Annotated in this window: 11 protein-coding genes; 10 read left to right on the forward strand and 1 reads right to left on the reverse strand. The window is 30.6% G+C overall.

The window, feature by feature from the left end; genetic code table 11:
• Positions 1-267: 267 nt before the first annotated feature.
• Positions 268-603 carry a winged helix-turn-helix transcriptional regulator gene (locus ACTNBA_RS07310; RefSeq protein ID WP_150842901.1) on the reverse strand — a complete coding sequence of 112 codons (336 nt, stop codon included), beginning with the start codon at positions 601-603 and terminating at the stop codon, positions 268-270.
• 418 nt (positions 604-1,021) lie between these two features.
• Between ACTNBA_RS07310 and ACTNBA_RS07315 the strand changes: the two genes are divergently transcribed.
• The 10 genes from ACTNBA_RS07315 to hcp all read left to right on the forward strand — a co-directional run bounded on the left by ACTNBA_RS07315 (position 1,022) and on the right by hcp (position 15,091).
• Positions 1,022-2,503 carry an aldehyde dehydrogenase family protein gene (locus ACTNBA_RS07315; RefSeq protein ID WP_441073245.1) on the forward strand — a complete coding sequence of 494 codons (1,482 nt, stop codon included), beginning with the start codon at positions 1,022-1,024 and terminating at the stop codon, positions 2,501-2,503.
• Between the two features lie 174 nt (positions 2,504-2,677).
• Entirely contained in the window at positions 2,678-4,873 is a 2,196-nt protein-coding gene (locus ACTNBA_RS07320) for a DNA topoisomerase III (protein WP_441073246.1), read from the forward strand.
• 12 nt (positions 4,874-4,885) lie between these two features.
• On the forward strand, positions 4,886-5,077 hold the full coding sequence (locus tag ACTNBA_RS07325; RefSeq protein ID WP_346867745.1) for a YwbE family protein: 192 nt from the start codon (positions 4,886-4,888) through the stop codon (positions 5,075-5,077).
• Positions 5,078-5,477: 400 nt separating this feature from the next.
• On the forward strand, positions 5,478-5,780 hold the full coding sequence (locus tag ACTNBA_RS07330; protein WP_441073247.1) for a hypothetical protein: 303 nt from the start codon (positions 5,478-5,480) through the stop codon (positions 5,778-5,780).
• Between the two features lie 42 nt (positions 5,781-5,822).
• A complete protein-coding gene (locus ACTNBA_RS07335; RefSeq protein ID WP_441073248.1) occupies positions 5,823-7,934 on the forward strand; it encodes a DUF1430 domain-containing protein in 2,112 nt (703 codons plus the stop codon).
• Positions 7,935-7,939: 5 nt separating this feature from the next.
• On the forward strand, positions 7,940-8,593 hold the full coding sequence (locus tag ACTNBA_RS07340) for a putative bacteriocin export ABC transporter (protein WP_346867741.1): 654 nt from the start codon (positions 7,940-7,942) through the stop codon (positions 8,591-8,593).
• A gap of 193 nt (positions 8,594-8,786) precedes the next feature.
• Positions 8,787-11,681, forward strand: coding sequence for an EAL domain-containing protein (locus tag ACTNBA_RS07345; RefSeq protein ID WP_441073249.1), 2,895 nt, complete (start codon positions 8,787-8,789; stop codon positions 11,679-11,681).
• A 299-nt stretch (positions 11,682-11,980) separates the two neighbouring features.
• Positions 11,981-12,619, forward strand: coding sequence for a hypothetical protein (locus ACTNBA_RS07350; RefSeq protein WP_441073250.1), 639 nt, complete (start codon positions 11,981-11,983; stop codon positions 12,617-12,619).
• Positions 12,620-12,630: 11 nt separating this feature from the next.
• Entirely contained in the window at positions 12,631-13,179 is a 549-nt protein-coding gene (locus ACTNBA_RS07355; RefSeq protein ID WP_150842895.1) for a hemerythrin domain-containing protein, read from the forward strand.
• Between the two features lie 208 nt (positions 13,180-13,387).
• The gene (gene hcp, locus ACTNBA_RS07360) at positions 13,388-15,091 is read left to right on the forward strand and encodes a hydroxylamine reductase (RefSeq protein ID WP_441073251.1); all 1,704 of its coding nucleotides are present in this window, start codon (positions 13,388-13,390) and stop codon (positions 15,089-15,091) included.
• Positions 15,092-15,148: the final 57 nt, after the last annotated feature.

The following is a 15,148-nucleotide window of genomic DNA, read 5'->3' on the forward strand; positions in this document are numbered from 1 at the left end:
ACAACTGTTATAAAAAGTGCCCAATGCTAATTAGCATTGGGCACTTTTTATCTGGTGACTACCAGCTCTAATACTCCCATCTCTTCAAAGTGGGAGTAAAGAGCTGATACGTCCCTGGATAACGATTTCCCCTAAAGGACAACGACTTCTAAGTATCAAAATATGATACTAAGAAGTCTGTTAGTAAGTATCAAAAATACTGATACTAAGAAATCTGTTTATATGCATTTCTTCAATTATTACATAAGTTTAAATAGAAAGATCTAATTAATTTAAATCAGTGTTATCTTCATCCTTTTCTTCAGTATTTAATAAACCAGCATCTAAATATTCACTTCCAAAGGAATGCATCATTTCTAGAATTGGTATGATTTCTTTACCAACTTCAGTTAAACTATATTCAACTTTAGGTGGGACTACAGGATATACTTTTCTAGATATAAGCTTATCTTCTTCTAAACTTCTCAATTGTGAAGTTAGCATTTTTTGAGTTACCTTAGGTAACCTCTTTTTAATATCACTAAATCTCAAGGTACCATAACTTAAGTACCATAAAATTAATAATTTCCATTTACCAGATAGAAGATTTTGTACCACCACCATGGGGCACGTAGAGTACTTAGTTCATTGATTCCTCATATGACATTCTTCATGTCTAGGAAATATGCATAGCAAATTCTTATCCATTATATTCACCGTCCTAATAGTATATTTATAATATTATAGTATAAAAAAGTAACTACATATAAAAAAGTCTATAACATACTCTGCATTATACCATGAATTTTATATATGTTAAATTTCAAATCCACTATTAACATTATTATAAGATTTTCTAATATTATTTATTAATATATTAGTATCTTTTATGATACTATGTCACAAAAAGTATAGTTAATGAGAATAAAGTGCCTACTTCCTAGAAAGATATTTTGTGATTATAATAAAGTTAAATTAAGAGATAGAAAAAACAGATTAAAAAAATATAAAACATTATGAGAATGTACAAGGAGGATTTACTATGAATATAAAATTACAAGAAAAATATCAACTATATATTGATGGTCAATGGAGAGAGGCTTCTGATGGAGGCGTATTGAAAACTTACAATCCTGCTAATGGAGAATTCTTAGCTGAAATAGCAGATGCTACAGAAAAAGATGTAGATGATGCAGTTAAAGCAGCTGAAAGAGCTTTCATAACTTGGGGAAAAACAACAGTTGCTGAAAGAGCAGATGTGTTAAACAAAATTGCAGATGTCATTGATGACAATGCAGAGTATTTAGCTACTATTGAAACTATGGATAACGGAAAACCAATTAGAGAAACTACAGGAGCTGATATACCTCTTGCAGCAGATCACTTTAGATATTTTGCTGGAGTTATTCGTTCAGATGAGGGTAGCTCAACAATGCTTGATGAAAATACTTTAAACATAATATTAAGAGAACCAATTGGGATTGTAGGACAAATAGTACCTTGGAACTTCCCATTCTTAATGGCTGCATGGAAGCTTGCTCCAGTATTAGCAGCAGGGGATGTTTCAGTATTTAAACCATCAAGCACAACTTCATTAAGTGTACTTGAGCTTATGAGATTAATAGAGAATATAGTTCCAAAGGGTGTAATTAATATAGTTACAGGCAGAGGTTCTAAGAGTGGAGAATATCTACAACATCATAAAGGCCTTAATAAATTAGCCTTCACTGGATCAACAGAAGTAGGTAGAAAAATTGGACTTTCAGCAGCTGAAAATATCATTCCTGCAACTCTAGAACTTGGAGGGAAATCTGCTAATATATTCTTTAAAGATGCAGATTTAGATATAGCTTTAGAAGGACTTCAACTAGGAATTCTGTTTAATCAAGGACAAGTTTGTTCAGCGGGATCTAGAATTTTTGTACAAGAAGATTTTTATGATGAATTTATAGAAAAAGCAGTTAAAGCTTTTGAAAAGGTTAAGGTGGGTAACCCATTAGATAATAACACTCAAATGGGAGCACAAGTAAGTGAGGCTCAACTTAATAAAATTCTTAGCTATGTAGAAATCGGTAAGAAAGAAGGAGCTAAAGTAGCTACAGGTGGAGAAAGATACACTGAAGGCGATGCTGCTAAAGGTTACTTCATGAAACCAACTCTACTTGTTGATGTTACTAATGACATGAGAGTTGCTAGAGAAGAAATCTTTGGACCTGTAGGAGTTGTTATTAAATTCAAGACAATAGATGAAGTAATTGCCATGGCAAATGATAGCGAATACGGTTTAGGTGGAGGGGTATTTACTCGAGACATTAATAAAGCTATACAAGTTGCTAGAGGTATTAGAACAGGACGTGTATGGGTAAATACTTATAATAGTTTCCCAGCTGGAGCACCATTTGGAGGATATAAGAACTCAGGAATAGGTAGAGAAACTCATAAATCTGTCCTAGATGCTTATACTCAAATGAAGAATATTATGGTTAATTTATCTGAAAAACCAAGTGGAATGTATGTAAAATAGGTTTAATAAATATATTAAGAAGGCTATGGACTTTGGTTTATAGCCTTCTTTTACCATTTATCTCTTTATACTAAGGTAAAGTATGATATAATACAAAAGATAAGATTTAGCTTAATAAGTTAATAAGTTAATAATACTTTATATAGATACTGTAGATAAGAGAGGAAGTAAAAGATGGGAAAAATATTAGTACTAGCAGAGAAACCTTCAGTAGGTAGAGACTTAGCTAAGGTTTTAAAATGCAATCAGAGTAAGGGTGCATACATAGAGGGAAGTAAGTATGTGGTAACTTGGGCACTAGGTCACTTAGTGGGACTACAAGATCCTGAGGACTATGATGCCAAATATAAAAAGTGGAGCATGGAAACTTTGCCAATGATTCCAAAGCATATGAAACTTACAGTTTTAAAAAAGACCCAAAAGCAGTTTTATGAAGTAAAAAAGCAAATGCTAAGAAATGATATAGATGAGATAGTTATTGCAACAGATGCGGGAAGAGAAGGAGAGTTAGTGGCACGTTGGACAATAGAAAAGGCTGGAGTAAAAAAACCACTAAAGAGATTATGGATTTCTTCTCAGACTGATAAGGCAATTTTAGATGGATTTAAAAATTTAAAACCAGGTAAAGATTATAATAATTTATATAAGGCTGCGGTGTGTAGAGCAGAGGCAGATTGGCTTGTAGGACTTAATGTTACTCGTGCCCTTACTTGTAAATACAATGCTCAGCTTTCAGCAGGAAGAGTTCAATCTCCAACCTTAGCCATGATAGTTCAAAGAGAAGAAGATATTAAAAACTTTATTCCTAAGGATTACTATACAATTACTGCCAAGGCTAAAGAATTTTCACTACAGTGGGTTGATAAGAATAATTATCAAAGCACTTTTAATGAGGAAGTAGCTAATAAAACCCTAGTTAAGGTTAGAGGTCAAGAAGCAAGTATTATAGATATAACTGAAAGCCTAAAGAAAAAGCCATCACCTGCTCTTTATGATTTAACAGAGCTTCAAAGAGATGCCAACAAAATTTGGGGATATTCTGCAAAGCAGACCCTTTCTATAATGCAAAGACTTTATGAAAATCATAAGATATTAACTTATCCAAGAACGGATTCAAGATATATAACTACAGATATAGTAGCTACACTTCCAGAGAGATTAAGAGCTATATCTATAGGAGCATATAGAGTAGCAGCTACAAATATACTAAAGGGTAAGATTACTCCAAGCAAGAGTTTTGTAGATAATAGCAGGGTTTCAGATCACCATGCCATAATTCCTACAGAGCAAAGTCCTAATATGTCTAACTTAAGTTCAGAGGAAAGAAATATTTATGATTTAGTAGTTAAGAGATTTTTAAGTGTTATGATGCCACCTTTTGAATATTTACAAACTAATATAGTGACAGAAATAGCTGGAGAGAAGTTTGTAGCTAAAGGAAAAGTTATAAAATCAAAGGGATGGAAAGCACTATATGATAGAGAAGATATGGAGGAGCCTAGCGAAGAAGATGGGTTAAAGGATCAAGTACTTCCAAAGCTGAATATTGGAGATAAATTAAAGATAAACTCTGTAGATATAAATAAAGGTAAAACTAAGCCACCAGCAAGATTTAACGAGGGAACATTACTTTCAGCTATGGAAAATCCACATAAGTATATTAATGTTTCAAAGGATGCAGCAAAGACCTTAAATGCAACTGGTGGATTAGGAACTGTAGCTACAAGAGCAGATATTATAGAAAAATTATTTAACTCATTTTCTATAGAAAAAAGAGGTAAGGAAATAGTTCCAACATCTAAGGGAAAACAACTTATAGAATTAGTTCCAAGTGACCTTAAGTCACCACTTTTAACAGCTAAGTGGGAAAGTCAGCTAGAGGATATTAGCAAAGGCAAGGAAGATGCCATGGACTTCATTGTAGAGATGAGAAGATATTCAAGAGCTCTAGTTGAAGATGTTAAAGTCAATGGTAATAAGTTTGTTCATGAAAATGTCACAGGTGCAAAATGCCCTAAGTGCGGAAAATACATGTTAGAGGTTAAGACTAAAACTGGAGTTATGAATGTGTGCCAAGATAGAGAATGTGGTCACAGAGAAGGTGTTAGTAGAACTACCAATGCTCGTTGTCCAGAGTGTAAGAAAAAACTTACCATTAAAGGACACGGAGAAGGTCAAATTTATGTATGTCCAGGAGCAAACTGTAACTTTAGAGAAAAAGCATCTCAGTTTAATAAGAGATTTGAAAAGGGCGGAAAAGTTGATAAGAGGGATGTTAACAACTATATGAAGAAAATGAAAAAAGAAGCAGAACAAGAAGCAGCTAATGATAATCCATTTGCAGCCCTTGGAGATCTATTCAAGAAGTAAGGAGAAATAACTATGGATGGAACTAAAAGAGCAGACATAAAAATAGGCTCAAAGGTCTTAGTTGTAAAGAAGGAAGATCAACGCACAGGAAAATTGACAGAGGGAACAGTTACAAGGTTATTAACTAATTCTTCAGTACATCCAAGAGGTATTAAGGTAATGCTTGAAGGTGGAATAGTTGGTAGAGTTCAAAAAATATTATAATTAATAAAAATAAGCTTTGAATACTAAAATCGGTATTCAAAGCTTATTTTTTTCTTCTAATAAATATTATATAGAAATATTTAATGCTCTACTAATAGCTTTTACCTCAAAGCGTAGAACTTCTCTGATTTGAGATTAATCTTTCATCAGCGCACAACAGAGTCTTTAGATGAATTAGTTCAGTTTAATCCCTTAATAAAATCAACTGCTAGATATATTAGATTCCATAAAAGTTATAATATCTATAAAAAGTTATTGTAAACATAATTTTACATAAATGTATTGACATTAACTTCCCATTTTGATACAGTGGTTACAATATAAGTTATCTTATTATGGTTTATTTGTATAATATTTACTTGGGGGTATTTTTATGAAAAAGAAAATAGGTTTAATGTTATTGGGGGTATTAGTTGTATCACAAGTCTCAGTCCTTGCTTGGACAAGTGTGGGGCATGGTACAAGAGGTACGGCTTATGGAAGTGTTTTTGCTGAAGATACTGGGAATATGGCAATAACTAATTACACATTAACTAATATGAATGCTAACGGTCGTGCTAGAGTCTATGTGCCGAATTATGGAAATGAAGATGGTCTTGTAGCAAAGCCAGGCTATCTAAAGTCTTCAGCATCATATACCTTTTATGGAATCTCAGATACCGGCAAACATACTCATTATTACACTGAAGCATTAGTTCAGTAGTATATTAGAGGAAGAGAGTTGTTATAAACAACTCTCTTTGAAATGAAAAGAGGTATAAAAAGTATGAAAAAGTTAAGCTATATTTTTACCACAATTTTAGGATTATTAATTACTCTAACTATATATTCGGAATTCAATGAGACATACTATTTCAAAATAGATAACTTTTCTAATGAAAAATATGTAGATATGCAAGTTATAGATGTGATTCTTTCCGCAGAAGATAATAATATGAACATGTCCCAATTAATCGACAGTTTACAAGAATTTGCAGAAGAGAATGATACTGAAATCCATATTGGAAGGGGAAAAAATGATGACCTTAACAGACAAGTAATAGACCATTTTATCTATTCTAGTACCTTTGATGTTGATAATTTTATCTATACTGATGAGGATAGCAAGGTTTCTTTTTCTGATAAGGCAGAAGACCGCTATTATGCTTTAAATAGTGATGATAGCAATGCAATAAAGATAAAAGTATTGGATGATTATTATAGCACAGGAGTATTGCATAGTCTTCAATCATACAGACCACTTTATCAATTGAAAAATCTCACCGATGATGGAGACATAGAATTACATGTTTCATTTTATGAAGAAGATATAAATGCTATGAATGCTCTAAAAGAATCATTAATGAATAAATATTCTCTTACTAATGAATCCTTTATTCAAATGGAAAGACCCAAGCCAGCTGAAAGAGCTATAGGAACAAATCTTCAGCTAATCATTATTTTGGTTGTGGTAAATATCATACTTATGACAAGTTATATAAACAAGAAGCTAAAAGAAATTAGTATTAGAAAGATGAACGGTAATAAGAATCATCAGATTATGAAAAGAGTTATAGGGGGATATATTTCACGGGAAATCATTGTTTTTTCTTTGGCAGTTATTATAACTTATGCTGTACTAGTGGGAGAAATATCTCCTATGTCATACAATATCATAAAACCAATATGTATTACTTCTATAATATTTATCATAGGACTAATCTCGGTCATGGGAATACTCTATATTTATATAAGATATATTTCATCCTTAGTAAGTTTGAAAAAGAGTAGTGTAAATATGAAATTAGTATTCTTTAATTTGGTGGTGAAAATCATACTCATGGCCATAATTATTTCACCTATGATTTCACAGGTAAATAAAGGAATAATTTCTTCCGAGAATCTATATAACCATTTAAAGTATTATGATAAAGAAAACTATAGATATACCGTATCAGGAACTAGCAAAACATCTTTTAACTCTAGTCTTGAAGAGAGTATTAAAATTAGCGAAGATTATTTTAAGGTTTTAGAAGAGGAAAAGGGTGTTTATACTGATTTTGATTATTCTAATAAAGAAAATGCCGTATTTTCATTTGAAGATGAAATTGAAAATATTGTTCCACATATCACGGTAAACAAAGAATATCTACGAGATTATGAAATTAGAAATGAACAGGGCGAAATAATTGATGTTGATTCGATTTCAAATAATACACTTTTTATACCGGAAAAATATAAGGATAAAGAATATATTAGAATGATAATTCAAGATAAATCTATAGAGGAGGTTTACGTTACCTTTGAAAGGCCTTTCTATAACCCAGACATTATTGCACCTAGGGCTCTTAGTGAAGACCCTTCAGTACTTCTTGTTACTGATTTTGCACCAGAACTTGTCCAACCTATGTATGAATATGCACGTTATGGAGATGTTGAATCTCTTGAGACAACCCTAAAGGAAATGGGATACGAGAATAAATATAGAATTACTGATAATAGTGGAATATATGATTATTATATGAAAATATATGCTAAGACTTTTAGTAAGACTGTAGGGATTATTCTTTTGTACGTCTTCATCATGCTGGTATTCCTATATCAAAGTGTCTATCTTCACCTTGAGGAAATTAAGAAGGAGATATCTGTAAAGTATCTTTTAGGACACAGGTTCTGGTCTAGATACAGTGGACTTGTTATTTTTAACCTGAGTCCCCATATTATACTTCTTCTATCAGCTGTGGGGATATTGAAGATTCCATTTAATGAAGCAGCACTGTTTGTAGCAGTATTCATGGCAATTGAAATAATATTCCTAGTCTATCTAATTAAGAAGTTTGAGAAAAATGCCGTATCAATGGTACTTAAGGGGGAATAGAAAGTATGGAAAATGTAATACGTATAGAAAATATGAACAAATCCTTCAAGGATGTGGAGATTTTTAAGGATTTTAGCCTTGAAATTAAAAAAAATAGTTTTACTATCATCAGCGGTACTTCTGGATCTGGAAAGTCTACTCTTCTCAATATAATAGGTCTTTTAGATACCAAGGATAAGGGAAATATCTATCTATTTGAAGAAAAAAATGTACATCCATTTTCCAAGAAAGCAGAGCATCTTCTTAGGGAAAAGATAGGGTACCTTTTCCAAAACTTCGCCTTGGTGGACAATGAAACAGTGGAATATAATCTAAAGATTGCACTGGAGAATGTGAAGGCTAAGAATAAGGAAGAACTCATATCAAATGTTTTAAAGCAGGTGGGACTTCAAGGCTATGAGAAAAAAATGGTCTATAAGTGTTCTGGAGGAGAACAGCAAAGGATAGCTATTGCAAGACTTCTACTCAAACCTTGTGAACTGGTTCTTGCGGATGAACCTACAGGAAGTCTTGATCATGATAACAAGATGCTGGTAGTTAGCCTATTACAGAAGATGCATAAAGAGGGGAAAACCATCCTAATAGTTACCCATGATGAAGAGCTCATGGAAATTGGAGATAATCATATTAAGCTTAATAATTTTAAATGTGTGAAGTAAGCTTTACTTTTCAATAAATTAAAACAGGTTTTAGATTTGTATTTATGAATCTAAAACCTGTTTTTTATAGGAGAAAGTGAAATAAAAATTTTATTTCATCATTATAATAAATGTTGCTTTAAGATATAATTTTAAAGTACGATAATTATAGTGGTATGTAAATATATTATTATTTGCAATAGGAAAAGAGGATATGATGAGAAAATTTAAATTACTGTGCTTAACACTAATATTTTTGATAATTACAAACATAGCTATGACTATGATAGCGTTTTCAGATACTGATAGCAAGATAATTAAAGTAGGTTATTATGATTATCCTTCTTTCATTGAAAAAGATAAAGATGGACTTTTTTCAGGGTATGGAGTAGAGTATCTCGAGGAAATATCAAAATATACTAATTGGAATTATGAATATGTATATGATACATGGCCAGAATTATTAGACAAGCTATCTAAAGGAGAGATAGATTTGTTATGTGGGGCTCAGTACACCGAGGATAGAAGCAAGATATATGACTATGTAGAATATTCAAATGGAATAGAACTTACAACTATGTATGTTTCAAGTAAAAATAACAGTGTATTTTATGAAGATTTTGAAGCATTCAATGGCTTGAAAATAGGGTTTTTAAAGGAAAGTTTTCAAAATACAGTCTTTGAAGGTTATGCAAAACAAAATAATTTCTCTTATGAAAAAGTATATTATGATTTTGAAGAAGAAATGATAGCAGATATGGAATCAGGTAATGTGGATGCTATAGTTTTAGGAAGCATTTCAAATCAGAATAGTGGTAGATTAGTTGCCAAATGCGATATTCACCCTTTTTATTATATAACGCAAAAGGGTAATAATGATATCACCAATGAACTTAATGAAGCATTAAGAAAGATAAAACTAGATGAGTTAAATTTTGATATGAAATTACGAGAAAAATATTATGGTAATAGTATTTTAAATCAACAACCGTTACTTACTCCAAGAGAGGTGGACTTTATAAAAAGAAAGCCGGTGTTAAAAGTGGCTTATAAAGATTATTTAAGTCCTATAGAATATAGGAGTAGTAAGGGTGACTTCTCTGGAATAGTAAGAGATATGTTAGAAGAAATCTCTAGAAAAATAGGTATAGAATTTGAATATATACAGGTAAAAAATACGGAAGAAGCTATAAAGTTAATGGCAAATGGAAAAGTAGATTTAATAGCTAGTGAATCTAGTATTGAAAAAAATACATATTCTAGAGACATTATATTAACTAACCCATATATATCCTTACCTTTAGTTATAGTTGGAAAAGGAGAAGAATATATAAAAACAGAGAATGTGGATATAGCTATACCTAATGATATGAAAATCAACAAAGGAGCTTTTGAAAATAAATTTGGACAATACAACATTGAGTATTACAATGATTATATTAGTTGTATTAATGCAGTTAAATCGGGAAAAGTAGATATAACAGTATTAGACAGCTACACAGCCAATATTGCTATTAGCAGTATAAAAGATAATAATTTAAAATCAATGAATATTGGGAATTTAAGTTATAATATATCAATTGGAGTAAATACTAATATAGATTCATTAGTAATACCTATACTTAATAAGGCTATTAATGTTATAGATGAAAAAACTAGAGTAGATATTATTATGAAAAACGTAGTACAAGAATCTATTCCAATAAATTTAAAGGTAGTACTAGTTAAATATAGATTAGAAATTATTATTTTTATATCTTTATTAGTAATAATATCTCTTTTGATATTTTTTTATGTAAAACAACGAAGAACAAAGTATTATGAAAAAATGGCATTTACAGACCCACTTACAGGTCTATGGAATGCTAATAAGTTTAAAGTTAGAGCTAAAAAGATACTTGAGACTAATAAAGGAAAATCCTATGCGCTTATATACAGTGACATAGATAAATTTAAGTTTATAAATGATAATTTAGGATATGAAGAAGGAGATAAAATTATTTGTGCAATATCCAATAAATTATACAACTCAATGGGGGAAAATGAAATTTTTGCAAGGGTATCTGCAGATAATTTTTTAATACTTGTAGAATACACAAATAAAAAAGAATTAATTGATAGGTTAACAAAATTTGAAAATATTTTTAGACAATTAGAAAAGGTTTTTGCAAAAAATTATAGGTTAATAGTTGTAAGTGGGATTTGTATATTTAAGTCTAATGGTATAGAGGTTGAAGATATTATCAATAAAGCTAATATAGCACGTAAATCAGTTAAGGGTTCTCATACAAATAAAATTGCCTTTTATGATAAGTGTTTTGAAAATAAAATTATTGAGGAATTGGAAATAGAAAATAAAATGTATAAGGCCCTTATAAATAGAGAATATAAGGTTTATTATCAACCTAAATATGACTTAAATACAGAGAAAATTGTAGGTGCTGAGGCCTTAGTTAGGTGGCAGGACCCTGAGAAAGGGCTAATTCCTCCAGTGAAATTTATACCTTTGTTTGAGAAAAATGGATTTATAGTAAACTTAGATATGTATGTTTATAAATGTGTACTGCAAGATTTAAGAGAAAGATTAGATAATGGAGAAAGTGTAGTTCCAATATCATTAAATGTTTCTAGATTCCATGTTAATAATCCCAATATAGTCAAAGACATTAATGAGTTAGTTAAAAGCTATAACATAGATCCTAAACTGGTAGAGTTTGAATTAACGGAAAGTGCTTTTATGAAAAATGCTGATAGACTTATAGAAAAGATGATAGGTTTAAAAAAGGTAGGATTTAAAATCTCTGTTGATGATTTTGGATCTGGATTCTCATCATTAAATCTTTTAAAAGAGTTTCCAGCTAATACCTTAAAGATAGATAAAGCATTTTTAGATGAAACAACTAATTCACAGAGGAGTAAAGATATTGTTAAAAGTATAGTTGATATGGCAAAAAATATTAATATGGAAGTAATTTGTGAAGGGGTAGAAACGCGAGAACAGGCGGATTTCTTAAAAGAGATAGGATGTGAAATGGCCCAAGGATATTTATTTGCAAAACCTATGCCTAGGGAAGATTTTGAAGAACTATTAAATGTAAATTATATATAGGATGAATATATAAATTATAAGCTGATATATCATAAAAAGTTTTGATATATTGGCTTTTAATTTGTTTTGGTAACCAATGTTACCGAAATTATAAAGATATTAATATAAACTCATAGATGTAGAGATTAATAAAATATAATCTGCTTATAAAGGTTAATATAAATTAAGCAGGTTAAAATATATTTAACTAAAGGATTATGATTTACAATTATATTGAAACTATGGCTATAAAGTAATTTCAATATAGAAGATAAACATGATTTGAGTTTTAAAATTATTTAAATGTAGGAGGAGAAAATATGAGTTTATATCTTGGAAAAGTACATTATTGGTTATTTAACAAAATATTATGGTTTGAAGGATTAGAGGAAGAAATAATTAATCTAGCTAAGGAAGAGGGACTAGATGTATCTTCATTAGCTAAGGAGATTAATGAAAATCATGGAGAAAAACTGCCAAATCTTCCTTTAAAAGATATGATAGATACAAGTAATATCCATGGGTGGCTACAAGGAAAAATACATTCAGCAGAGGGAAGAATGGCAGCTTGGACAACTAAATTACTAAATAGTAATGAAAAAGTTAAGGCTAAATTAGAAAATATTTATATTCATCAAGGAATGAAAGCAGCTAAGGAAGTTAAAGAAAAATTAGACCCAGCAAGTAATGCTATGGATATATATGATAGAATAAATGACTATATATTAGATGGAATGCCATGTGATAGAGTGAATGAGGTTCTAGTGTCTACGGAAGATATGGTACAGTGGAGTAGAAGAATTTGTGTTCATAAGGACATATGGAATAGAGAATCTGGAGATGTTTCTTATTTCTATAGCTTAAGAGGACTATGGATTAAGGCCTTTGTTAATGAAGTTAATGGTAACTATGAATACGAGGAATTAGGAGATGGAACTCAAATCATTAAAAGAAAGTAGGAGGAGAAAAGATGAATGCTATAGATTTAATGATGGAAGAGCATAAGTATATTAAACGTATGCTTACTGTAGTTAGAAAAGCTACTTACAAATCTCTAGAAGAGAAGAATGTAAATTATGAAGATTTCTATAAGATGATAGATTTCATTAGAAATTATGCAGATGCACATCACCATAAAAAAGAAGAAGTAATTCTTTTTAATAAGATGGTGGAGGAGCTTGGACTTATTGCAGAGAAGACTGTGAAATATGGTATGCTTGTAGAACATGATTTAGGAAGACTTTATATTACAGGACTAAGTGAAGCACTTGAAAATTTAAAATCAGGTAATAAAGAAGCTATATTAGATGTTATTGCTAATGCCATTTCTTATACTCATCTTTTAGAAAGGCATATAGACAAAGAAGATAATGTAATATATAAATTTGCTACTAGAGAATTAAAGCAAGAAATCATTGAAAAGGTAAATGCAGAGTGTGTTGAATTTGAAGATGCAAATACTGAAGTTATGAAAAAATATACTTCAATATTAGAGGAGTTAGAGAAAAAATATCTTTAATAATCGGAATAATGAACTTTAAGTACATGAGAGTTTGTGCTTAAAGTTCATTTTATTTATTTTTATTGATATCTAAATTTTATTTGCATATTAAAATATATATTCTTTTGAATTTTGGTAACTAATGTTACCGAATATTGTTTTGTACTTTAGTATACTTTAACTTGTGAAAAGCAATAATAACAATTTAATAGGAGATGAGAAATTTATGTCAATGTTTTGTTATCAATGTCAAGAGACAGCAGGATGTAAAGGCTGTACTATAAAGGGTGTTTGTGGTAAAGATGAGCAAGTTGCAAAGGCTCAAGATTTATTAGTATATGTAACTAAAGGATTAGCTATCGTAAGTAATGAAGGAAGAAAAGTAAATGTTATTGATAGTGTAGTAGATAAATATATTACAGAAAATTTATTTATTACTATTACTAATGCTAACTTCCATAGAGATGCTATTTTAAATAGAGTAAGAGAAACTTTAAAATTAAGAGAAACTTTAAAAAGAAAAGTTGTTAGTGCTGGTGGACAAGTTGGAGAAGTAAAAATAACTGGAGGCTTCTTTAAAAAGATATTTGGTCTACAAAAGAAAGAAATAGTAATGGCAGATGCAGTAGCTTGGACAGCAGATAATACTATAGAATTTGACGCTAAAGCTGAAAAAGTTGGAGTGCTTGCTACAGAAAATGAAGATATTAGAAGTCTAAGAGAACTTATAACTTATGGATTAAAAGGATTATCAGCATATATGAAGCATGCTATGAACCTAAAATATAATGAGAAAGAAATTCATGGATTTATGGCTAAGGCATTAGCTGCAACTTTAGATGATAGTTTAACTGTTGATGATTTAGTAGCACTTGCATTAGAAGCAGGAAAATATGGAGTAGATGGTATGGCATTATTAGATAAAGCCAATACTGAAACCTATGGACATCCAGAAATAACAACTGTAGATATTGGAGTAAGAAAAAATCCAGGAATATTAATTTCAGGACATGATTTAAAGGATCTAGAGATGTTGTTAGAGCAGACAGAAGGAACAGGGGTAGATGTTTATACTCATGGTGAAATGCTTGCTGGACAATACTATCCTAAGTTTAAAAGATATAAACATTTTGCAGGAAACTATGGAAATGCATGGTGGAAGCAAAAGGAAGAGTTTGAAAAGTTCAATGGTCCAATTCTTATGACTACAAACTGTATAGTAATTCCAGATAAGTCTTATAAGAATAGATTATTTACAACTGGTGCAACTGGAATGCCGGGATGTGCACATATAGAAGCTAATAGAGATGGCATAAAAGATTTTTCTAAGATTATAGAAATGGCTAAAAAGTGTAAAGCACCTACAGAGATAGAAAAAGGACAAATAGTTGGAGGATTTGCTCACAATCAAGTATTAGCTTTGGCTGATAAGGTTGTGGAGGCTGTTAAAACTGGAGCTATAAAAAGATTCTTTGTTATGGCTGGTTGTGATGGAAGAGCCAAATCAAGAAACTACTATACTGAATTTGCTGAAAAACTACCAAAGGATACAGTTATCTTAACAGCAGGTTGTGCAAAGTATAAGTATAATAAATTAAACCTAGGAGATATTGGAGGAATCCCAAGAGTTCTAGATGCAGGACAATGTAATGATTCTTATTCATTAGTTGTTATAGCTCTAAAACTTAAAGAAGTCTTTGGGCTTGATGATGTAAACGCCCTACCAATATCATATAATATTGCATGGTATGAGCAAAAAGCAGTAATAGTATTATTATCACTATTATACTTAGGAGTTAAAAATATTCATCTAGGACCAACATTACCAGCATTCTTATCACCAAATGTTGCTAAAGTTCTTGTAGATAACTTTGGTATTGGTGGAATAACTAATGTAGAAGATGATATGAAAATGTTCATGGAAAGCTAGAATTAGAAGTAATGAAGTATTCAAAGGTAAGTGGAGTTTATCTTTGAATACTTTTTT

Origin of the sequence: Clostridium sulfidigenes, from assembly GCF_052067195.1 — a bacterium.
In the GTDB taxonomy this organism is placed as follows: Bacteria; Bacillota; Clostridia; order Clostridiales; family Clostridiaceae; genus Clostridium_J; species Clostridium_J sulfidigenes.

Excerpts from the sequence above, each read along its gene's own strand:
- ACTNBA_RS07310 (WP_150842901.1), bottom strand. The coding sequence starts at position 603 with ATGGTGGTGGTACAAAATCTTCTATCTGGTAAATGGAAATTATTAATT.
- ACTNBA_RS07315 (WP_441073245.1), top strand. The coding sequence starts at position 1,022 with ATGAATATAAAATTACAAGAAAAATATCAACTATATATTGATGGTCAA.
- ACTNBA_RS07320 (WP_441073246.1), top strand. The coding sequence starts at position 2,678 with ATGGGAAAAATATTAGTACTAGCAGAGAAACCTTCAGTAGGTAGAGAC.
- ACTNBA_RS07325 (WP_346867745.1), top strand. The coding sequence starts at position 4,886 with ATGGATGGAACTAAAAGAGCAGACATAAAAATAGGCTCAAAGGTCTTA.
- ACTNBA_RS07335 (WP_441073248.1), top strand. The coding sequence starts at position 5,823 with ATGAAAAGAGGTATAAAAAGTATGAAAAAGTTAAGCTATATTTTTACC.
- ACTNBA_RS07340 (WP_346867741.1), top strand. The coding sequence starts at position 7,940 with ATGGAAAATGTAATACGTATAGAAAATATGAACAAATCCTTCAAGGAT.
- ACTNBA_RS07345 (WP_441073249.1), top strand. The coding sequence starts at position 8,787 with ATGATGAGAAAATTTAAATTACTGTGCTTAACACTAATATTTTTGATA.
- ACTNBA_RS07350 (WP_441073250.1), top strand. The coding sequence starts at position 11,981 with ATGAGTTTATATCTTGGAAAAGTACATTATTGGTTATTTAACAAAATA.
- ACTNBA_RS07355 (WP_150842895.1), top strand. The coding sequence starts at position 12,631 with ATGAATGCTATAGATTTAATGATGGAAGAGCATAAGTATATTAAACGT.
- hcp (WP_441073251.1), top strand. The coding sequence starts at position 13,388 with ATGTCAATGTTTTGTTATCAATGTCAAGAGACAGCAGGATGTAAAGGC.